Here is a 22,049-nt window from a genome sequence, read left to right as displayed (position 1 = left end):
AACCAGAGGAAGCGCCTGACATGTACCACTACACGGCCATCGTCACCTGCCTTGCGGTCGCGCTTTACTTCTTCCTCGCGACCCAGGTCGCGCGCGCCCGCATCCGCTACGGGGTCAAGCTGCCGGCGATCACGGGCAATGCGGATTTCGAGCGCATCTACCGGATCCAGATGAACACGCTGGAATGGACCCCGATCTTCCTGCCGTCGCTGTGGCTGTTTGCGATCTACATCGGCGATGCCGCGGCCGCCGCCGTCGGCGCGATCTGGGTGATCGGCCGTATCGTCTACTTCATCGGCTATCGCGAGGCGGTGGCGAAACGCAGCCCGGGATTCTTCATCCAGGCCCTGGCGGCCACCATCCTGTGGGTCGGCGCAATCGGGGGCGCGGTGTGGCAGCTGGCGCATTGAGGCCGAGACGGTGTCGCGCACTCACTGTCGTCCCGGGGCTGGACCCGGGCCCCAGTTTTGCGATGGCTGGGGCCCGAGCCCGTCGCAACACCCAGGTGCGGTGGTTATGGGTCCCTGCGTTCGCAGGGACGACGGTGATGTTGTATCGCGCGTTGCGTGATACGTCAGCTCCGCGTCACTTGGTCAGCGGGCAGCCGCTTTCCTTGGCGGTGAAGAATGCCTTGTCGCCGGGCACCACGGCGATCTGCTTGTAATAGTCCCAGGGCTTCTTCGATTCCGACGGCTTCTTGACCTCGAATAGATACATGTCGTGCACCATGCGGCCGTTCGCGAGCACCTTGCCCTGCGCGAAGGCGTCATCGACCGGCAGCTCCTTCAGCTTCTTGGTCACCGCGTCGGAGTCCTTCGTGCCGGCGGCTTTGACCGCCTTGAGATAGCTCAGGGTCGCCGAATAGGTACCCGCCTGGATCATGTTCGGCATGCGGCCCGTGCGCTTGAAGAAGCGTTCAGAAAAGGCACGCGTCTTGTCATCGCGATCCCAGTAGAAGCCCTCGGTCAGGACCAGCCCCTGCGCGGTCTCAAGCCCGAGACCGTGCACGTCCGAAAGCACCATGAGCAGGCCGGCGAGCTTCTGACCGCCCTTCACGATGCCGAATTCAGCCGCCTGCTTGATCGAATTGACCGTGTCGAGACCGGCATTGGCGAGCCCGATGACCTTGGCCTTCGAGCTCTGTGCCTGCAGCAGGAAAGAGGAGAAGTCCGACGAGTTGAGCGGCACGCGAACCGAGCCCAATACCTGACCGCCACTCTCTTTTACGATTTCGCTGGTATCCTTTTCCAGCGCATAGCCGAACGCATAGTCGGCGGTGAGGAAGAACCAGCTGTCGCCCCCCGCCTTCACCAGTGCGCTGCCGGTGCCGACGGCGAGCGCGCGTGTGTCGAACGCCCAATGGAAACCGTAGGGCGTGCAGGCATCGCCGGTGATGCGCGAGGTCGCCGCGCCCACCACGATGTCGATCTTCTTCTTCTCGTTGGACAGTTCCTGGACCGCGAGCGCGACCGACGACGTCGTCAGCTCGGTGATCATGTCAACACCCTCGGTGTCGTACCAGCGCCGCGCGATCGCGGTCGCGAGGTCGGGCTTGTTCTGGTGATCGGCGGTGATCATCTCGATCTTCTGGCCGAGCACCTCGCCGCCGAAATCCTCGATCGCCATCCTGGCGGCTTCGACCGAGTACTTTCCGCCGTAGTCAGCGTAGACGCCCGACTGGTCGTTCAGGATGCCGATCTTGACACCCTGGGCCATCGCCGGCGCCGCAAGCATCAGGCTGCACGCCGCGACGGCGGCCAAAAATCCCGACTTCATTGTTATGCTCTCCCAGCAGTTTTCTCATCAGGAAAAATCGACGCGACATTATTTTATAACCCCGCGCCTGCCCATCGATTTCAGTTCAGCCAATAGTATGGGCTTAGAGGCCTCGCACGAAACCTAGACCCGTCACCCTGAGGAGCGCGGAACGCGCGTCTCGAAGGGTCGACGGCCACCAGCCGGGCCGTGCATCCTTCGAGGCTCGCTCCGCTCGCACCTCAGGATGACGGGAAGGACTCGTGCACCGGAATGCTTGCTCGCCCGCTATCCCGCCACGGTCGCCGCGGGCTCCTTCGGCTTGCCCTCGTTCTTTCCTTCCGCGAGGTTGCGCACCACCATGTAGAAGATCGGCGTGAAGACCAGGCCGAACAGGGTGACGCCGAGCATGCCGAAGAACACGGCAACGCCGACCGCCTGCCGCATCTCCGAGCCCGAGCCGGTCGACACCACCAGCGGCAGCACGCCGAGGATGAAGGCGAACGACGTCATCAGGATCGGCCGCAGGCGGAGCCGGCAGGCCTCGATCACCGCCTCCAGCCGCGGCCGGCCCTCGAGCTCGATATCGCGCGCGAACTCGACGATCAGGATCGCGTTCTTGGCGGCAAGCCCCACCAGCACCACGAAACCGATCTGGGTCAGGATGTTGACGTCCTGGCCCATGATGCGCACGCCGATCGTAGCTGCGAACAGGCACATCGGCACGATCAGGATCACCGCGAACGGCAACGTCCAGCTGCCATATTGCGCGGCCAGCACCAGATAGACGAACAGCACGCAGATCGGGAACACGTAGAGGCCGGCATTGGCGCCGTTGACCTGCTGGTAGGACAGGTCGGTCCACTCGAACGAGAAGCCGCTCGGCAGGGTTTCGTCCGCGATCTTCTTGATGGTGTTGAGCGCCGTCGTCGAGCTGACGCCCGGCGCCGGCTCACCCTGCAACTCGGACGCCGAGTAGAGATTGTAGCGCGCGACGCGGTCGGGGCCCGAGATGTCCTTGAAGTCGACGACGCTGCCGAGCATCACCATGTCGCCACTGGCGTTGCGGGTGCGCAGCCGCGACAGATCGGTAGTTTCCTTGCGGAACGGCAGATCGGCCTGCGCGGTGACGTGGTAGGTGCGCCCGAACAGGTTGAAGTCGTTGACATAGGTCGAGCCGAAATAGGTCTCGATCGTGTCGGTGATGTTGGCGATGGGAACGCCGAGCTTCTGCGCCTTGACGCGATCGATATCGACGAACAGCTGCGGGGTGTTCGCAGAATACGGCGAGAACACCGAGGTCAGGTTCGGCGACTTGCGCGCAGCCTGTACCAGCTCGTCGGTCGCGGACGCCAGCAGTTCGGGCCCGCGCCCCTGCCGGTCCTGGACACGGATGGTGAAACCACCGCCGGTGCCGATGCCGGGCACGGCCGGCGGCGGAATGACGATGATGAAGGCGCCTTGGATCACCGACAGGCGCTTGCGCAAATCGGCCGTGATCGCAGTCGCCGTCAGCCCCTTCTTCAGGCGAGCCTCCGGCTCGTCGAACACCGGGAACAGCGCCGCGGCATTGCCCGCTTGCGTGCGCGTCGCGCCGGAGAAGCCGGCGAACGCCGCGACGCGGACGATGCCCGGAGTATCCAGCGCAATCCGCTCGATCTCCCGCACAACAGCGGTGGTCCGCGCCAGCGATGCGGCGCCCGGCAGTTGCGCCGAGATGATGACGTAGCCGCGATCCTGCGCCGGGATGAAGCCCTGCGAGGTGGTCGCGAGCAGCCAGCCGGCGCTGCCGATCAAGACGAGGTAGACCGCGACCATCACCACGGTGTGCCGGATCACGAAGTCGGCGACACCGGCATAGCCGTGGGCCAGCCGGTCGAACACCCGGTTGAACAGTGCGGTGAAGCTGTCCCAGCCGCGCGCGATGATGTTCCAGCGTGCAGGCGGGCGTTTCTCCTCGTGCGGCACCAGGATCTGCGAGGCCAGCGCCGGCGACAGCGTCAGCGAACAGAAGCAGGAGATCGCGGTCGCGACCGCGATCGTGACCGCGAATTGCTGGAAGAACTGCCCGGAGATGCCGCCGAGGAAGGCGGTCGGCACGAACACCGCGCACAGCACCAGCGCGATCGAGACCAGCGCGCCGCCGACCTCCTCCATGGTCTTGAGCGCAGCCTCGCGCCTGGACATGCCGTGTTCGAGATGCCGCTCGACATTCTCGACCACCACGATGGCGTCGTCGACCACGATGCCGACCGCCAGCACGAGGCCGAACAGCGTCAGATTGTTGATCGAGAAGCCGAGCGCGGCCATCACCGCGAAGGTGCCGACCAGCGACACCGGGATCGCGATGATCGGGATGATCGCAGGCCGCCAGCCCTGCAGGAACACCAGCACCACGATGACGACGAGCGCCATCGCCTCGTAGATGGTCTTGATCAGCTCATGAACCGATTGGGCGATGAATTCGGTCGGGTTGTAGCCGATATTGTAGTCGAGCCCCTTCGGGAAGCCCGCCTTCATCCGCTCCATCGTGTCGGTGATGCCCTTGGCGGTGGCGAGCGCGTTCGATCCCGGCCGTTGCGTCACCAGCAGCGCGACCGCCGATTTGCGCAGCAGGAAGCTGTTGGTAGCGTAGGACAGCGCGCCGAGCTCGACGCGGGCAACGTCGCGCAGCCGCACGGTGCGGCCGTCGGAGCCGGCCTTCACCACGATGTCCTCGAACTGCCTGATGTCCTTGAGGCGGCCGGTGAAGACGAGGTTCGGCTGGAATGCGCGATCGGCGATCGGCGGCTCGGCGATCTGGCCGCCCGCGATCTGCAAATTCTGCGCCCGGATCGCCGCCAATACCTCGGTCGAGGTCAGGCCGAGATTGGCGATCCGGTCCGGATCGAGCCAGAGCCGCATGGAGTAATCGCGCGCGCCGAACATCTGGATATCGCCAACGCCATCGAGCCGCAGCAGCTGGTCGCGAACCTGCAGCAGCGCGTAGTTGGAGATGTAGAGCTGGTCGAACGTGTCGTCGGGCGACAGCATGAACACGACCATCAGGATATCGGGCGAGTTCTTGCGCGTGGTCACGCCGTTGCGCTGCACTTCCTCGGGCAGCCGCGGCTGCGCGATGGCGACGCGGTTCTGCACCAGCACCTGGGCCTTGTCGAGGTCGGTGCCGAGCTTGAAGGTCGCGGTGATCGTGAGCTGGCCGTTCGAGGTCGCCTGGCTGTAGAGATACAGCATGTCCTCGACGCCGTTGATCTCCTGCTCGATCGGAGCGGCGACGGTGTCGGACACGGTCTGCGCCGAAGCGCCGGGATATTGCGTCGTCACCACGACGGTCGGCGGCACGACCTGCGGATATTCCGAGACCGGCAGCGTCGGATAGGCAATCGCGCCGACGATCAGCAGCACGATCGACAGCACCATCGCGAGGATGGGCTGGTTGATGGAAAGCCTTCCGAGATTCATGGCTTCGCACCTGCCGCGGGCTTGGCATCAGCAGCGGGCTTGTCGCCTGCCGGAGCTTTAGTTTCCGCAGGCGCCTGCGCTATTTTCGGCGTCACCTTGGCGCCGACGCGGGCGCGCTGCAGCCCGTCGACGATCACGTGATCCTCCGGCTTGAGGCCTTCGCGGATCACGCGCAGGCCCTCATCCAGCGGCCCGAGCGTCACCGCTCTTGCTTCCACCGTGTTGTCGTCCTTGACCACGAACACGATCTTGCGCGACTGGTCGGTGGCGATGGCGGTGTCCGGAATCAGCAGCGCCTCATAGGGCGAGGAGCCGATCAGGCGGACGCGGCCGAACTGGCCGGGCAGGATCGAAAGATCCTTGTTCGGGATCACCGCGCGGCTGCGCAGCGTTGCGGTCGAGACATCGAGGCGGTTGTCGAGGAAGTCCATCTTGCCTTCATGCGAGGGCTTGGTCTCGCCGGTCAGCGTCACCTGCACCGGATTCGCCGTGTCGCGCGAGCTCGGCCGCCGGCCTTCGAACCACAGCTTGCTGTTGCGCTGGTAGGTCGCCTCGTCGACGTCGAAATAGATGTAGATCGGATCGAGCGACACGATCGAGGTCAGCAGCGTCGCGCCGCCCTCGCTGCCCTGCACGAGGTTACCCGGGGTCACCAGATGGCGGCTGACGCGGCCGGTGATCGGCGCCAGCACATGGGTGAATTCGACGTTGAGCTGCGCGGCCTTCAGCGTGCCCTCGGCTTGCGTCTCGGCTGCGCGCGCCGCCTGCAACGCCTGGCGGCGCTGGTCGACGACCTGCTCCGAGACCGCGCTGGTCTGCACCAGGTTGAGCCCGCGCTCGAGATCGCGCTTGGCAAGCTCGCCCTTGGCGCGCGCGTCGGCGAGTTGACCTTCGGCCTGCAGCACGACCGCCTCGAACGGCCGCGGATCGATGATGTAAAGCAGATCGCCGGCATGGACGATCGCACCGTCCTTGAACTCGACGCTGTTGACGAAGCCGCCGACGCGGGCGCGGACCTGGACTTCCTCGATCGCCTCGAAGCGGCCGGTGAACTCGTCCCAATCGGTGACGGTGCGCTTGACCGGCTGTGCGACGGTCACGGGCGGCGCCGGCGGCGCGGCCTGCGATTGCGCGCTCTTGTCGTCGCAGCCGCCGAGCGTCAGCGCGGCAAGCAAGCCAATCGGCGCAAGGCCGAGCCAGCACGCCCTGACGAATGCCCTGACGAATTCCTGGCGGCGAAGCGAATGACGCTCGACGCCGCTCACCGGAACCGGACGCTCCGTTCTGTCAATCGAACTCAATTCCCTCTCCCCAAAAGACCACGAAGCACGCCGACCAAAGCAGGGCTACGAAAGTCGCAACGAAATTGCGGTGATTCAACACGGATGGACCACCGCAATGTCGCGGCAGCGGACGTCACAGATGTGGCCGCACCCCAGTCTGTTCAAGATGGCGGCCGGATCAAGCAAATAGTTGCGTAGTCTGAAAGCCTTACGACACGCTCGCGAAACCGTGACGACGAAAAGGGGCAGTTTGGCTGGCCTATCGAAGGCGGAAGGTCACAGACGGATCGTCCCGAATCAATCACAGCGCGAACTCGCTTCACGGATTCGTCACCCTGCCTCGGGTTCGACTTTTGGCGCAACAACCTCGGCGCGCAGATGCCAGGATCGGTGGAGTTCCATCACTCTACCTCTCGCTGCAAGACGAAATCATCGTTAACGACGCGGTTGTCATCCGCACACACATTGACACGCGAAAATTTCGCCAATACGGTCATGGTTGCCAAAGCATGAATTTTGTTGGCCGGCCGCATTTTTCTCGGACATTCATTGTGTTTTGTCGCGGCGCGAGTGTGTGAAAGCGACTACGTAAATGGCAAGCGCATTTGACCTTGCTGCAGCCACGGCTCCGCGGACATCGCGGCCTTCTCGAATTGCAGGCGACTCGGCGCGATCGCCGGTCGCGGGCGGTCAACTTCAACGTGTGAACGGCTTCACACGTCATCGTCCCCAACAATTGTAAATATTGATCGGCTTCCAGGCCGGTCGCAGGAGCGCTCATGACGACCATACCTGCCTATACAATCGGTGGTTTAACTCGCCCCGAGCTTCACCTCGATCCAACCGGACATATCATCCTCGATCCGGCCGCGCAGGCGTTCGCCGACACGTATGGTCTGCAATATCTCTACCTTGGTTGCCCTCCCGGCACGCTGTGGCCGCCAGTCCAGGGCTTCCTGGCGCCACCGACCGACACCAATTCCAGCACCAACACCGTCGTCGAAGGCGCGGCAGCCAACACCTCGGTCGGCATTACCGCGCAGTCGAGCAGCCTGATCGGCCTTCCCGTCACCTATTCGCTGACCGCGGATTCCTCCCATGGCGGCTTCAAGGTCGATCCGAACACCGGCGTGGTCTCGGTCGCCGATCCCGCCAAGGTCGACTTCGAAAGCTCCGGCGGCAGCTACATCGTCAATGTGCAGGCAACCGACGGCGTCTTCGTCTCGTCGCAGAGCTTCGTGATCGCGGTCAGCAATGCGCCGCCCTCGACGCCGGTCGACAGCAACGCCGTCGCCAATGCCGTCAACGAAGGCGCCGCGGTCAATACCCTGGTCGGCATCACCGCAGCGTCGACCGACGTCAACGGCCCCGGCGTCACCTATTCGCTGACGGCGGATTCTTCCAACGGCGGCTTCAAGATCGATCCCAATACCGGCGTCGTCACCGTCGCCGATTCCACCAAAATCGACTTCGAGACCGCACCGGGCCACGCCTATACCATCACCGTGCAGGCCAGCGACGGCCATGGCGGCATCAGTTCGCAGAGCTTCACGATCAACGTCAACGACGTTCCGGTGTCGACGCCGGTCGACGTCAATCCCGCCGCCAACAGCGTGGTCGAAGGCGCCGCCGTCAACACGCTGGTCGGCATCACCGCGTCAGCGGTCGATCCGAACGGTCCGGCAACCACCTACTCGCTGACCGGCGACACCTCCGGCGGCGGCTTCAAGATCGATCCCAATACCGGCGTCGTCACGGTGGGCGATCCGACCAAGCTCGACTATGAGAGCGCGCCCGGCCACGCCTACACCATCACCGTGCACGCAACTGCCGGCGCGACCTCGTCGACCCAGACCTTCACCATCGGCGTCACCGACGCGCCGCCGTCGGCACCGACCGATACCGACGTCACCGCCAACTCGGTGGTGGAAGGCGCCGCGATCGGCACCACGGTCGGGATCACCGCGCACGCCACCGACATCAATGGCGGCGCCGTGACCTATTCGCTGGTCGGCGATGCGCACGGCTTCACCATCGATGCTGCGACCGGTGTCGTCACCGTCGCCGATCCGACCAAGATCGATTTCGAAACCGCCCCCGGCCACGCCTACACCATCACCGCGCAGGCCAGCGACGGCACGCTGACCAGCACGCAGACCTTCACTATCAACGTCACCGACGTCGCGCCATCGACCCCGGTCGACAGCGATGCCACCGCCAACCACGTCGTCGAGGGCGCGGCCACCGGCACCGCGGTCGGCGTCACCGCGCACGCGACCGACGTCAACGGTCCCGGCGTCACCTATTCACTGACCGGCGACACCTCCGGCGGCGGTTTCGCGATCGATCCGACGACCGGCATCATCACCGTCGCCGACTCGACCAAGCTCAACTACGAGAGCGCGCCCGGCCACGCCTACACCGTGACGGCAACCGCCAGCGACGGCACGCTCGCGAGCTCGCAGACCTTCACCATCGACGTCACCAACGCTCCGCCCTCGACCCCGGTCGACGCCGATGCCACGCCCAATTCGGTCGCCGAAGGCGCCGCCGCCGGCACCACCGTGGGAGTCACTGTATCCTCGATCGATGTCAACGGCCCGCCGGTCACCTATTCGCTGGTCGGCGACAGCTCCGGCGGCGGCTTCACGATCGATGCGACAACCGGCGTCGTCACCGTCGCCGATCCCACCAAGATCGATTACGAAACCAGCGGCGCGGGTCACAGCTATACCATCACCGCGCAGACCAGCGACGGCCAGGGCGGCACCAGCACGCAGAGCTTCACCATCAACGTCTCCGACGTCGCGCCGTCGACCCCGGTCGACAGCGACGTCGCCGCCAACACCGTCGCTGAAGGCGCAGCCGCGGGTTCCATCGTCGGCATCACAGCGTCTGCAACCGACGTCAACGGCCCGACCGTGACCTATTCGCTGATCGGCGACACCTCCGGCGGCGGCTTCACCATCAACGCCGCGACCGGCGTCGTCACCGTCGCCGATCCGACCAAGATCGACTACGAGAGCAGCGGCCCAACCCATTCCTACACGGTGACCGCGCAAGCCAGCGACGGCACGCTTGGGAGTTCGCAGACCTTCACCATCAACGTCTCCGACGTTGCGCCGTCAGCCCCGGTCGACAGCGACGCCGCGGCCAACAGGGTCGTCGAAGGCGGCGCCGCCGGCACCACGGTCGGCGTCACCGCGTCTTCGACCGACGTCAATGGTCCCGCCGTGACCTATTCGCTGATCGGCGACACTTCCGGCGGCGGCTTCACCATCGATGCGACAACCGGCGTCATCACCGTCGCCGATCCCACCAAGATCGACTACGAGAGCAGCGGCCCGACCCATTCCTACACGGTGACCGCGCAAGCCAGCGACGGCACGCTCACGAGCTCGCAGACCTTCACCATCGCCGTCAACGACGCCGCGCCGTCGACCCCGGTCGATGCCGACGTCGCCACCAACACGATCACCGAGGGCGCGGCCGCCGGCTCGACCGTCGGCATCACCGCGTCCGCGACCGACGTCAACGGCCCGGCCGTGACCTATTCGCTGATCGGCGACACCTCCGGCGGCGGCTTCACCATCAACGCGACGACGGGTGTTATCACCGTCACCGACCCCACCAAGATCGATTACGAGAGCAGCGGCCCCACCCATTCCTACACGGTAACCGCCCAGGCCAGCGACGGCACGCTGGCGAGCTCGCAGACGTTCACCATCGCCGTCACCGACGTCGCGCCGTCGACCCCGGCCGACAGCGACGGCGCCGCCAACCGCGTCGCGGTCGGCGCGCCGGTGGGCAGCTATGCCCACCTGACGGCGTCCTCGACCGACGTCAACGGACCCGCAGTGACCTATTCGCTGGTCGGCGACACCTCCGGCGGCGGCTTCACGATCGACCCCAACACCGGCAAGGTCACGGTCGCCGATCCGACCAAGATCGTCTTCGATCCCGCGAACCCGTCCTACGACGTCACGGTCGACTCCTCCGACGGCACGCTGCACAGCCAGCAGACCTTCATCATCCAGGTCGTCGTCGATCAGGCACCAGTCGTGACTGCCGGCCATACCCTGAACTACACGGAAAATCAGGCCGCGACCGCGATCGATACGGCGATCACCGTATCCGACGCCGACGACGCCAATCTGGTGTCCGCGACGGTGCACATCACCGGCAATTATGTGCCCGGCGAGGACGTTCTCGGCTTCAACCCGCAGAACGGCATCACAGGCTCTTTCGACGCCGCGACCGGAACGCTGACGCTGACCGGCACCTCCAGCGTCGCGAACTACCAGGCCGCGCTGGCGTCGGTGACTTACTTCAACACCAGCGACAATCCGTCCGGACTGGCGCGCACCGTGACGATCACCGCCAATGACGGCACGCTCGACAGCACGCCCGTCACCGACACCATCAACGTCACCCCGGTCAACGACCCGCCCGTGGTCACCGCCGGCCACACCCTGAACTACACCGAGAACCAGGCCGCGACCGCGTTCGACCCCGCGATCACCGTCACCGACGTCGACAACACCACGCTGGCCGGTGCGACGGTGCAGATCACCGGCAACTATGCCAACGGCCAGGATATCCTGGGTTTCACCAACACCGCCAATATCACCGGCACGTTCGATGCCGCGACCGGCAAACTGACGTTGACCGGCACCGACACGGTCGCCAACTACCAGGCCGCGCTGGCGTCGGTGACCTATGTCAACACCAGCGACAACCCGTCGGGCCTGGCGCGCACGGTGACCATCATCGCCAATGACGGCGCGGCGAACTCCACGCCGGTCACCGACACCATCAACGTCACGCCGGTCAACGATCCGCCGGTCACGACAGCCGGCGGCACGCTGAACTACATCGAGAACCAGGTCGCGACCGTGATCGACGCGTCGGTCAGCGTGTCCGACGTCGACAGCGCCAACATGGCGGGCGCCACGGTTGCCATCACCGGCGGCTTCGCCGCCGGCCAGGACGTGCTCGGCTTCGTCGGCCAGAACGGCATCAGCGGATCGTATAATGCCGCGACCGGCGTGCTGACGCTGACCGGCTCCTCCAGCGTCGCCAACTACAAGGCCGCGCTCGATTCCATCACCTATTTCAACTCCAGCGACAATCCGTCCGGGGCGGATCGCACCGTCAGCTTCACCGTCAACGACGGCTCGCTGGACAGCAACACCTCGACCGCGACCATTCACGTCACGCCGGTCAACGACGCGCCGGTGATCAGCTTCGGCGCCATCACTGGATTCACCGAACCGCCGAACGGCACGCCGGCGGCGAACTCGACACCGGTCACGATCACGCCGAACCTGACGATCACGGACGCCGAAGGCAACAACCTGACCGATGCGACCTTCGTGCTGAACGATCTGAAGCCGTCGGATGCGCTCTCGATTGCGGGGCACGCCGGCAGCAGCGGCGATATCGGCGGCATCCACTTCGACATCACCAGCACCGCCGGCACCGAAACGATCAGCTTCACCGGCACCGACACGCTGGCGCACTACAATGCGGCGCTCGGCCTGATCCAGTTCAACAACACCAGCGAAAACCCCGACACCACCGCGCGCTCCTATACCCTGACCGTGCACGATGACGGCGGCACCGCGAACGGCGGCAACAACACCGGGACGGGGTCGACGACCGGAAGCGTGACTGCGGTGGACGATGCGCCGACCGCGACGGTGCCGGCGGATAATTCGATCGGCACCGCATTCTCGCATACCAATCTCGCGATTTCCGGCCTGTCCGTCGCCGACGTCGATTCCGACCCCGGCACCGTCACGGCCACGATCAGCTCAGCTCATGCGGCGCTGAGCTTCAATACCAACGGGCTCTCGGGCTTCACCAACAACAACAGCCACACCGTCACGCTCACGGGAACGGCCGCGCAGGTCAACACCGCGCTGGCGACGCTGACCTACAACAGCGACGACGGCTTCACCGGCACCGATACGGTGACGCTGAACGTCGGCGACAACGGCCACAACGGCACCGGCGGGCCGCTCTCATCGGGCGCCCAGACCTTCCATGTCGGCGTCGTCCCGCAGGTGTTCTACATCGACAATTCGACGGGCGGCACCAGCCTCAACCTCGGTACCCAGCACGATCCATACACCTCGATCGCGGCCTTCAACGCGGCAAATCCGGCCGGCTCCGGCGATTACGTCGTGCTCGAGCACGGCACCGGCACCTACAGCGAAGCCAACGGCATCAATCTCGCCAACGGCGTCAACCTGATCGGCGGTAGCCATACCCTGCAGTTCACCAATCCGGTGACCGGCCAGGTGGTCACCGCGAATGCCGGCTCCGGCTCGGATCCGGTGATCAAGGTCACCGGCGCCGACAATGGCATCGACCTGCTCGGCACGTCGGGCCACACCATCACCGGCGTCAGCATCGACACCTCGGCCTCGACCGGTATCGGCATCAGCGACGACGGCAACAATGTCGGCACCGTCTCGATGTCCGACATCGTAATCAAGACCGCCAGTGGCGCCGGCATGAGCTTCACCCATGGCGGCACGATTACCGTCACCGGCAGCAACAACACCATCACATCAGGCACCGGCACCGCGCTCGACGTCGAGAACACCAATATCGGATCGGGCAACATCACCTTCCAGAGCATCACGTCGAGTGGCGGGTCCAACAACGGCATCATCCTCTCCAATACCGGCACGGCCGCCGGCAATGGCGGCCTGCACGTCACCGGCGACGGCTCGACGGCGGGCAGCGGCGGCACGATCACCGACAAGACCGGCGCCGACGGCAGCACGACGCAGGGCAGCGGCATCTACCTGAACAATACCAAGGACGTTGAGATCTCCTATCTGACGATGCACGACTTCCAGAACTACGGCATTGTCGGCACCAGCGTCACCGGCCTTGCCCTCGGCAACACGACGGTGACCGGCACCAACGGCGACAATGTCGGCGGCATCGGCGAAGGCGACGTCTACTTCACCGGCCTGTCCGGCACGGCCTCGGTGACCAACTCGACCTTCACGGGCGCGGCACTCGATGCGTTCCACGTCTTCAACAACAGCGGTCAGATCCTCAACCGCATCACCATCACCGGCTCGACCTTCGCCACCAATTCGGCGTCCGGAAACCAGTCGGGCGATGCGCTGGTGTTCCAGGCCACCGACGGAACGTTCAACGCGACGATTCAGGGCTCGACGTTCACGTCGGCGCGCGGCGACCTGTTCCAGCTCGATTTGCATGGCGGCGTCAGCTCGGACCTGGTGCTGGGCGGCGCGACCGCCGCGCTCGGAAACAGCTTCTCGAACAACAACCAGAACATCGTCTCTGGCGGCGGCGGCATCACCATCAGTTCCGGCGGGACCGGCGACCACGCCAACCTGACCTTCGACATTGCGAACAATACCATGCGCGATGCCCTCGGCTCGGCGCTCGGTATCAGCACCGGATCGGGAGCAAGCTCGTTTACCGGCACGATCGATTCCAACACGATCGGCGTCGCGGGCACTGCCAATAGCGGATCCGCCCAAGGCAGCGATATCGGCTTCATCACCGATGGCGGCGCCAATTCCAGCGTCACGATCACCAACAACCATCTGTATCAGTACAACAACGACGGCATCTACCTGCAGACCGGTGACGCGGTCGACGGCGGCAACGCCCTATTGACCGCAATCGTCATGGGCAACACGGTGTCCAACCCCGGCGGATTCGGCAATCACGGCTTTGAGCTCAACGCCGGCACGGTCGCGGGCGATGCGCAGAGCGTCTCGCTGACGCTGGGCGGCAGCGGTACCCAGAAAAATCAGTTCCTCGGTTCGGGCGCGAATGGCGGTACCGATATCCGGCTGCGCGATCGCGACAACACCACCGTCGGCCTGCACGCGGGCGATGGCACGTCCTACAGCGGCAGCGCGACCGATACCGCGGCAATTGCGAGCTACGTTCTGGCGCACAATACCGTCACCACGGCGCCGACAGTCAGCGTCACGGCGGCCAGCACCCACGGATTCGGCGCATCGCCGCTGCTCGCCGCGGACGGCGGCGTTCAGGCCGATGTCGCGACCCCCGGTGAAACCCACCTGACACAGAGCGAGCTCAACTCGGTGGTGTCGTCGGCGATCGCGCAATGGGCGGCAGCAGGCGCCAGCACGGCCCAGCTCTTCCTCCTGCATGCCGTGACCTTCAGCGTCGCCGATCTGGGGGGCCAGATTGTCGGTCTGGAAAGTGCCGGCCACATCACGATCGACACCGCTGCCGCCGGCCACGGCTGGTATATCGACCCGACACCGTCGGACAATTTCGAGTTCACGCACGCCCTCAATGCGTCCGGCACCGATCTGCTGACCGATTCGTCGACCGCAGCGGCGGGGCATCTCGATCTCCTGACCACCGTGACGCATGAATTGGGACATGTGCTCGGCCTCCCCGACACCATCTCGCCGTCCGATGTCCACGACCTGATGTATATCGGCCTTGCCGACGGCGAGCGGCGGCTGCCGAGCGCCGCCGACGTCGCGAAAACCGGCGTGACGCCGAGCACCAGTTACACGCAACAGAACTTCGTGTTCGCACAGACCGACACGTTCGCGGGCCAGCAGGCGACCAACCCATCGCCGACCGGCGCGAGCCACTCCGACCTCGCGGCGTTTGCCCAGAATGCCCAGGCACTGACCGATCTGTTCAGCGGGCAGTCCAGTTCCGGCACAGCCTGGTGGTCGGGCCACGAGACGCAACTCGCCGCCATGGGCGGTACACCGGTCGACAACCACGTCCAGACCCATCACGATCTGGTGGTCTGATCCAACGTCGCGCAACAACAACGCCTGCCGGCACGATCCGGCAGGCGTCCTGCATTTTGGTCGCGCTGCATTCGCGTCGATCGCAATCGTGAAGAATTCGTGACCGTTGCAATGACGCGAACGTGCAAAAATTGCAAACGCCCGACAATCGTTGAGGTTGCACTGTTTGCAAAACACGCTATCGTGCAGACGTTGCACACGCAGCATCATTGCTTCGAATTATTCACAAATCATACGACGTATTCGCGGAGGACCGATGGCCGAGCCGTTTCTTTCCGAAATCCGCATGATGTCGTTCAACTTTCCGCCAAAGGGTTGGGCGTTTTGCAACGGCCAGTTGCTGCCGATCAATCAGAATCAGGCGCTGTTCTCGTTGCTGGGCACGACCTATGGCGGGAATGGGCAAACCACTTTTGCCCTGCCCGACCTTCGCGGCCGGGTGCCGATCAGCATGGGCTCTGGCTACACGCTCGGCCAACGTAGCGGCGAAGAGGGCCACACGCTCACGATCAACGAGATGGCGCAGCACAATCATTTGGCCAACGCCACCAACAACAACGGTACCCAGCCGATCGATGCGGGCGCTTATCTCGGCGCGTTCAACAACGGCTACAGCACCTCGATGGCCAACATCACCACGCTCAATCCCCTGACCGTAGGCAATGTCGGCGGCAGCCAGGCCCATCAGAACATGCAACCATTCCTGACGATCAATTTCAGCATCGCCCTCCAGGGCATTTTCCCCTCGCAGACCTGACGAGAAGCGCCGATGGCACAACCTTATGTAGGCGAAATCCGTATGTTCGGCGGCAATTTCGCCCCGGTGGGATGGAATTTCTGTGACGGCAGCCTGTTGCCGATCTCCGACTACGAAACGCTGTTCAATCTGATCGGGACCACCTATGGCGGCGACGGGCAGTCCAACTTCGCAGTCCCCGATCTGCGCGGCCGTTTGCCACTCCACATGGGCACCGCCAGCAGCGGAACGAGCTATGTCATCGGCGAGACCGGCGGCGTTGAAAACGTAACGCTCACGACACAGACGATCCCGCAGCATTCGCACGCCTTCATTGCCTCGACGCAGACCGGCACCGGGGCGAATCCGCAGGGAAACATTCTCGATCAGACGTCGGGCACGATCGCCTTGTACATCGACGGCCAGCCGCCCGACGGCCCCATGGCAGCCGGAATGCTGACGAATACCGGCGGAAGCCAGCCGCACGACAATTTGCAGCCGCTCCTTTGCGTCACCTTCATCATTTCGCTGTTCGGCATTTTCCCGACCCAGACCTAGGAGCGCGACAACATGGCCGACCCCTTCGTCGCCGAGATCCGCATCTTTCCGTTCAACTTCGCGCCCAAAGGCTGGGCCTTCTGCAGCGGACAGATCTTGCCGATCTCGCAGAATACGGCGCTGTTCTCGCTGCTCGGCACCACCTATGGCGGTGACGGCAAGTCGACCTTCGCGCTTCCCAACATGCAGGGCAACGCGCCACTGGCGCCTGGACAAGGTCCCGGGCTGTCGCTGTATGACCTCGGAGAGACCACCGGCTCACCCTCGGTGACGCTGCTGCAAAGCGAGATACCGCTTCACAACCACCCCGTGAACGTGGGTACGCAGGACATGGCCGACGTCCAGGTGCCCAGCCCGAATCGGATCCTGGGTAAATCGACCGACGCCTTCGCCTATGTGCCCGGGAACTCGCCGCCGCCCCTGATACAGATGAACGCCGCCATGATCGGCATGACGGGCGGCAGCCTCCCGCACAACAACATGCAGCCTTACCTCACACTGAACTTCTGCATCGCGCTGCAGGGCGTTTACCCGGCGCGAGGCTGAGGTCGTTTTGGATCTCGACGTGCCAGGCACCAGCATGCTCGCGCCTGCATTCGGCTGGGTACGCGCGGCCGCTTCCGGTTGCCGCTTTCGCCGCCTGGCGGAGGCGGATCTGCCGTTCGTCGGCCGGCTCTATGCTTCGACCCGCGCCGAGGAGTTGGCGCCGGTGCCGTGGAGCGAGCCGGATAAGGCGGCCTTTCTCGAGCAGCAATTCCGCGCCCAGCATACGCATTACCAAAAATACTATCCGAACGCCGATTGGCTGGTGATCGTGCGGGGCGACGAGGACATCGGCCGGTTCTACATCGAGCGCTGGCCGAGCCAGCACCGCATCGTCGACATCGCCTTCATGCCGGCGCATCGCGGCAAGGGCTACGGCGAAGCGCTGCTGCGCGATGCGATGGACGAGGCAGCGGCCACCGGCAAGGACGTCTCGATCCATGTCGAGAAGCTCAACCCGGCGATGCGGCTGTATCGCCGGCTCGGCTTCGTCACCGAGGAAGACAAGGGCGTCTACGACCTGATGCGCTGGCGCGGGGCGGCAGGAGCTTCCGGCAAACAGGCCCCGGCTATCAGGTAAAGACCGCCTGATAGCCATTGCCGTCGCCGAGCGGCCCGATCGGCACCAGGAAGATCTCGATCTCGCCCAGCATCGGATGCCGCACCGGATAGATCGCCTGCGGCAACCACGCGCCCTTCGGCCCCTCGAACAGCAGCGAGAACGCGCCGCCCGGCCGGCCGCTGTTGCCCGCAGGCTCGACCTTGGCAAGCTTCAGCGCCACCACGCGATCCGCCGCCTGCATCTCGAACTCCGCATCCTGGTGCGGCGTGAAGTCATCAATATGCAGTTTCGCCAGGTCGACGGTCGATGTCATGCGCACGCCCTTGTTGCTATCGAGGTGTAACACACGCCGCGATGTTGCGGTCAAGATTTCTGCCGTCATCCGCTTTCTGATTCGAAAGTTTCCGTCGTCATCGGAGACGTTGCTCGATCGGGGCAAGTAAACGCAAGACCCGGGCGCGATGCGCCACGAGGATGCGGAGGTATGACTCAATCGAGCACCACATATTCGATGTCGTCCCGGGCAAGCGCAGCGCGACCCGGGACCCATAGCCACCAATGACAATTGCTTCGCCAGCGCTGGGGTCACAGTTCACTTCAACAACACAACCCCATGGTTACGGGTCCTTGCTTTCGCAGGGACGACAGCGGAATAGGCGGCGCGATCGTGCCAAACACCCGCAGGAGCCCTGATGACGGCCCCAATTTCCTCCGCTAACCTCTCCGCAAAGGACCGCCAGCAAGGCGGGCCGTGTTGAGGGAGGATCGCCGCGTGCATCGAGGCCGTGTTGTATTCGGCGCCATGGACGAGGTCGTGTTCGGGCGGCCGGCCCGTGAGGCCGTCGTCGAGCAACTGGACCGGCTTGGCGCCGAGCGCGCCTTCCTGATGGTATCGGGGACGCTGAACCGCGAAACCGACGAGATCGAGAAGATCCGCCACGCGCTCGGCCCGCGCTGCGTCGGCATCTTCGACAAGATGCCGGCGCATACGCCGCGCGCCGCTGTCATTGCGGCGACGGAACAGACCCGCGATGCGAAGGCCGACCTGATCGTCACCATCGGCGGCGGCTCGATCACCGACGGAGCCAAGGCAGTGCAGCTCTGCCTCGCCAACAACGTCACCACATCCGACGGCATCGACACGATTCGCACCCGCGGCGGCGTCTCGCCCGAGATGAAGCCGCCGGTCGTGCGCCAGATCAGCGTGCCGACCACAATTGCGGGCGGCGAGTTCTCCTCGATCGCCGGCGTCACCAACGAGGCCAAGCGGCAGAAGGAGATGCTCCGCCATCCCCTGGTGATGCCGCGCGCCACCATCCTCGATCCGGAACTGTCGGTGCACACGCCGGCCTGGCTGTTCCTGTCGACCGGCATCCGCGCCGTCGATCATTGCGTCGAGGGCATCTGCTCACGCGAGGCACATCCTTACGGCGACGCGCAGGCGCTCAAGGGGCTGGAGATGCTGGCGACCGGCCTGCCGCGGGTGAAGGCGGACCCGAAGGATATTTCAGCGCGGATGGATTGCCAGATCGGCACCTGGCTCTCGACCGGCCCGCTTGCCTCCGGCGTTCCGATGGGCGCAAGCCACGGCATCGGCTACGTGCTCGGCGCCGAGTTCGACGTGCCGCATGGCTACACCTCGTGCGTAATGCTGCCTGCGGTGATGCGCTGGAACAAGCGCGACAATGCCGACCGGCAGGCGCTGGTCGCCGCCGCGATGGGGCATCCCGGCAAGGACGCCGGCGACGTGCTCGACCGCTTCATCCACGACCTCGGCATGCCGCGCAGCTTGCAGGAGGTGGGCGTCGGCCCCGAACATCTCGACCGCATCGCGGCGGGCGCGATGCGGACGCCCTGGGTGCCGCGCAATCCGCGCAAGATCGACGGTCCATCCCAGGTCCGCGAGATTCTGGTGATGGCTGCTTAAGGCAAAGACAGAGGGGAGACCTGGAGTTCGATGTACACCGGCAAGCATGCTCACCTGCGCCCGCTGCAGCCCGCCTTCATCATGGCCGGCACCGGCGAGATCGTCACCTATCGCGAACTGGAGGCGCGCAACAACCGCCTCGCGCATCTGTTCCGCAACCGCGGCATGAAGCGGCTCGACCATTATTCGATCTTCATGGAGAACAACAACCGCTACCTCGAGGCCTGCGGCGCCGGCGAGCGCGCGGGGCTCTATTTCACCTGCGTCAACTCCTACCTCACCGCGGGCGAGCTCGCCTACATCCTGACCAACAGCCAGTCGCGGATCCTGATCACCTCGAAGCTGAAGCTCGACATCGCGCGCGAGGCGCTGAAGGAGTGCCCGCAGGTCGAGCTCTGCATCGTGGTCGACGGCGAAAGCGAGAGCGAGCGCATCGTCGGCTTGCTGCAGGCCACCGCCGGCCTGCCGGCAACGCCGATCGCGGATGAATATGCGGGCACCGCGATGCTCTACTCGTCCGGCACAACCGGTCGACCGAAAGGCATCGTGCGGCCGCTGCCGGAGCAGCCGCCGTCGCAAAATCTGCCGCTGTTCGATTTCCTGACCAGCCTCTGGCACTACCGCGAGGGTATGGTCTATCTGTCGCCCGCACCGCTCTATCACTCGGCGCCGCAGGCCGCGGTCAATCTCACCATCCGGATGGGCGGCACCGTCGTCATCATGGAGAGCTTCGATCCCGAGCGCTATCTCCAGCTGGTCGAGAAATGGGGCATCACCCACAGCCAGCTGGTGCCGACGATGTTCTCGCGCCTGCTGAAGCTGCCCGAGGAGGTTCGCAACCGCTACGATTTGTCGACGCTCGAGATCGCGATCCACGCCGCAGCGCCCTGCCCGGCGCTGGTCAAGGACGACATGATCAAATGGTGGGGCCCGATCATCCACGAATATTACGGCGCGACCGAGGGCCTCGGCTTCACCGCCTGCAACAGCGAAGAATGGCTCGCGCATCGCGGCACCGTCGGCAAGGTGCTGCTCGGCGACCTGCATATCCTCGACGAGAACATGCAGCCCTGCCCGAAGGGAACGCCGGGCACGGTGTGGTTCAAGACCGCCACGCCGTTCGAGTATTTCAACGATCCGGCCAAGACCAGCGAGGCGCGCTCGGCGGACGGCAGCATGAGCACGGTCGGTGACGTCGGCTACGTCGACGACGACAACTTCCTCTATCTGACCGATCGCGCCACCTTCATGATCATCTCCGGCGGCGTGAACATCTATCCGCAGGAATGCGAGAACCTCTTGATCACCCATCCCAAGGTCGCCGACGCCGCGGTGTTCGGCGTGCCCAATGTCGACCTCGGCGAAGAGGTGAAGGCGGTGGTGCAGCCGGTCGACGGCATCGCGCCGGGGCCGGAGCTCGCCGAAGAGCTGATCGCCTTCTGCGCAAGCGCGCTGTCGCGCCAGAAGGTGCCGCGCTCGGTGGATTTCGAGGCCGAGCTGCCGCGGCTGCCGACCGGCAAGCTCTACAAGCGCCTGCTGCGTGATCGCTATTGGGGCAACAAGACCTCGCGGATCGTGTGAACCGGACGGCACGGCGAGCCGGGCGGGTGCAGCTGGGAATGCCGGACGGTGTAACGGACTCGCCGGTCGCGTGGATTTGGCGTTATGTTGTGCGATCGCAAGCAAGCTTCGCCGGAGGCCACCATGCCGTCGCCCCAGCCGCGTGAGCCGGAGCCGTTACAGGCCGGCAGGCTCGAATTCACCGCCGCCGAGATCGGCGCGCTCGCCCACCTCTATCGCGGCGAGGTCTACCGCAGCACGGTCTGGCGTACCCGGCTCGACAGCTCGACCAACTGGGCTGTGGTCACGACCGGAATCGCGTTGTCGGCGACCTACAGCAATGCGGAGGCTTCGCCCTTGCCGATGGTGCTGGTCGGCCTGCTGGTTACGGTGTTCCTGCTGTTCGAAGCGCGCCGCTATCGCTACTTCAACGTCTGGCGTGCCCGCGCGCGGCTGCTCGAAACCGATTTCTACGCGCCGATGATCCGCGGCGAAGACCCCTCGCCGAATGCGCCCTGGACCGAGTTGCTGGCCAACGATTATCGCCATCCGAACTATCACATCAGCTTTGCCCGCGCGGTCGGCCGGCGGTTGCGCCGCACCTATGGCTGGATCTTTGCGATCCAGGCGATCGCCTATTACGGCAAGCTCGCGATCCATCCGCTGCCGCTCACCGAGATGAGCGAGATGTGGGACCGTGCCTCGATCGGCCCGATTCCCGGAACCATCGTCATCCTCGCCGGCGTTGCCTTCCACTCCAGCTGGGCGCTGTTCGCCTTCGTCACGCAACGCATGGAGGTCGCTGACCGGCGCACCCGGCACAGTCTGATCGCAATGGGGTGAGGCGGCGCAAGCCGCG

The 22,049-nt window shown here is 64.8% G+C and carries 13 protein-coding genes; 9 read left to right on the top strand and 4 right to left on the bottom strand.

The genetic code is table 11. The features are described 5' to 3' along the window. The first annotated feature begins 20 nt into the window (after window positions 1-20). Window positions 21-410, top strand: a complete 390-nt coding sequence (locus H8A92_RS19635) for an MAPEG family protein (RefSeq protein WP_229197287.1) — start codon at window positions 21-23, stop codon at window positions 408-410. Between the two features lie 175 nt (window positions 411-585). Here the strand turns inward: H8A92_RS19635 and H8A92_RS19630 are convergent, their stop codons facing one another. The 3 genes from H8A92_RS19630 to H8A92_RS19620 all read right to left on the bottom strand — a co-directional run bounded on the left by H8A92_RS19630 (window position 586) and on the right by H8A92_RS19620 (window position 6,482). Beyond that, complete coding sequence (locus H8A92_RS19630) at window positions 586-1,776, bottom strand: ABC transporter substrate-binding protein (protein WP_229197286.1); 1,191 nt, start codon at window positions 1,774-1,776, stop codon at window positions 586-588. Between the two features lie 267 nt (window positions 1,777-2,043). Then, the gene (locus H8A92_RS19625) at window positions 2,044-5,217 is read right to left on the bottom strand and encodes an efflux RND transporter permease subunit (protein WP_229197285.1); all 3,174 of its coding nucleotides are present in this window, start codon (window positions 5,215-5,217) and stop codon (window positions 2,044-2,046) included. Further along, window positions 5,214-6,482: an efflux RND transporter periplasmic adaptor subunit gene (locus tag H8A92_RS19620; protein WP_229197293.1), complete on the bottom strand. Its 1,269-nt coding sequence runs from the start codon at window positions 6,480-6,482 to the stop codon at window positions 5,214-5,216. The genes H8A92_RS19625 and H8A92_RS19620 overlap by 4 nt, the downstream gene beginning before the upstream one ends. A 797-nt stretch (window positions 6,483-7,279) precedes the next feature. On the opposite strand from H8A92_RS19620, the gene H8A92_RS19615 reads away from it, so the two are divergent. From H8A92_RS19615 to H8A92_RS19595, 5 genes are all read left to right on the top strand, one after another. After that, window positions 7,280-15,304, top strand: coding sequence for a cadherin domain-containing protein (locus H8A92_RS19615; RefSeq protein ID WP_229197284.1), 8,025 nt, complete (start codon window positions 7,280-7,282; stop codon window positions 15,302-15,304). A 256-nt stretch (window positions 15,305-15,560) separates the two neighbouring features. Then, window positions 15,561-16,061: a phage tail protein gene (locus H8A92_RS19610; protein ID WP_163160450.1), complete on the top strand. Its 501-nt coding sequence runs from the start codon at window positions 15,561-15,563 to the stop codon at window positions 16,059-16,061. A 12-nt stretch (window positions 16,062-16,073) separates the two neighbouring features. Continuing rightward, window positions 16,074-16,598 (top strand): phage tail protein, encoded by a 525-nt coding sequence (locus H8A92_RS19605; RefSeq protein WP_229197283.1) that lies wholly within the window; start codon window positions 16,074-16,076, stop codon window positions 16,596-16,598. A gap of 12 nt (window positions 16,599-16,610) precedes the next feature. Continuing rightward, window positions 16,611-17,144 carry a phage tail protein gene (locus H8A92_RS19600; RefSeq protein ID WP_229197282.1) on the top strand — a complete coding sequence of 178 codons (534 nt, stop codon included), beginning with the start codon at window positions 16,611-16,613 and terminating at the stop codon, window positions 17,142-17,144. Between the two features lie 19 nt (window positions 17,145-17,163). Next, window positions 17,164-17,721, top strand: a complete 558-nt coding sequence (locus H8A92_RS19595) for a GNAT family N-acetyltransferase (RefSeq protein ID WP_229197281.1) — start codon at window positions 17,164-17,166, stop codon at window positions 17,719-17,721. Here the strand turns inward: H8A92_RS19595 and H8A92_RS19590 are convergent. Further along, window positions 17,714-18,016, bottom strand: a complete 303-nt coding sequence (locus tag H8A92_RS19590; protein WP_229197280.1) for a DUF6916 family protein — start codon at window positions 18,014-18,016, stop codon at window positions 17,714-17,716. The genes H8A92_RS19595 and H8A92_RS19590 overlap by 8 nt on opposite strands. A gap of 459 nt (window positions 18,017-18,475) precedes the next feature. Here H8A92_RS19590 and H8A92_RS19585 point away from each other — a divergent pair, with 459 nt between their 5' ends. The 3 genes from H8A92_RS19585 to H8A92_RS19575 all read left to right on the top strand — a co-directional run bounded on the left by H8A92_RS19585 (window position 18,476) and on the right by H8A92_RS19575 (window position 22,033). Next, window positions 18,476-19,630, top strand: coding sequence for an iron-containing alcohol dehydrogenase (locus H8A92_RS19585; protein WP_229197279.1), 1,155 nt, complete (start codon window positions 18,476-18,478; stop codon window positions 19,628-19,630). A gap of 30 nt (window positions 19,631-19,660) precedes the next feature. Then, window positions 19,661-21,211 carry an AMP-binding protein gene (locus tag H8A92_RS19580; RefSeq protein ID WP_229197278.1) on the top strand — a complete coding sequence of 517 codons (1,551 nt, stop codon included), beginning with the start codon at window positions 19,661-19,663 and terminating at the stop codon, window positions 21,209-21,211. Between the two features lie 123 nt (window positions 21,212-21,334). Beyond that, a complete protein-coding gene (locus tag H8A92_RS19575; RefSeq protein ID WP_229197277.1) occupies window positions 21,335-22,033 on the top strand; it encodes a DUF2270 domain-containing protein in 699 nt (232 codons plus the stop codon). The last annotated feature ends 16 nt before the right edge of the window (window positions 22,034-22,049 follow it).

The sequence above is a fragment of the Bradyrhizobium acaciae genome (assembly GCF_020889785.1).
GTDB lineage: Bacteria > Pseudomonadota > Alphaproteobacteria > Rhizobiales > Xanthobacteraceae > Bradyrhizobium > Bradyrhizobium acaciae.
Note: the sequence above shows the minus strand (reverse complement) of the source record. Positions and strands in the feature narration are given on the sequence as shown.

What these genes read in the sequence shown, in the direction of transcription:
- H8A92_RS19635 (WP_229197287.1), top strand. Translation starts at nt 21, where the DNA reads ATGTACCACTACACGGCCATCGTCACCTGCCTTGCGGTCGCGCTTTAC.
- H8A92_RS19630 (WP_229197286.1), bottom strand. Translation starts at nt 1,776, where the DNA reads ATGAAGTCGGGATTTTTGGCCGCCGTCGCGGCGTGCAGCCTGATGCTT.
- H8A92_RS19625 (WP_229197285.1), bottom strand. Translation starts at nt 5,217, where the DNA reads ATGAATCTCGGAAGGCTTTCCATCAACCAGCCCATCCTCGCGATGGTG.
- H8A92_RS19615 (WP_229197284.1), top strand. Translation starts at nt 7,280, where the DNA reads ATGACGACCATACCTGCCTATACAATCGGTGGTTTAACTCGCCCCGAG.
- H8A92_RS19610 (WP_163160450.1), top strand. Translation starts at nt 15,561, where the DNA reads ATGGCCGAGCCGTTTCTTTCCGAAATCCGCATGATGTCGTTCAACTTT.
- H8A92_RS19605 (WP_229197283.1), top strand. Translation starts at nt 16,074, where the DNA reads ATGGCACAACCTTATGTAGGCGAAATCCGTATGTTCGGCGGCAATTTC.
- H8A92_RS19600 (WP_229197282.1), top strand. Translation starts at nt 16,611, where the DNA reads ATGGCCGACCCCTTCGTCGCCGAGATCCGCATCTTTCCGTTCAACTTC.
- H8A92_RS19590 (WP_229197280.1), bottom strand. Translation starts at nt 18,016, where the DNA reads ATGACATCGACCGTCGACCTGGCGAAACTGCATATTGATGACTTCACG.
- H8A92_RS19580 (WP_229197278.1), top strand. Translation starts at nt 19,661, where the DNA reads ATGTACACCGGCAAGCATGCTCACCTGCGCCCGCTGCAGCCCGCCTTC.
- H8A92_RS19575 (WP_229197277.1), top strand. Translation starts at nt 21,335, where the DNA reads ATGCCGTCGCCCCAGCCGCGTGAGCCGGAGCCGTTACAGGCCGGCAGG.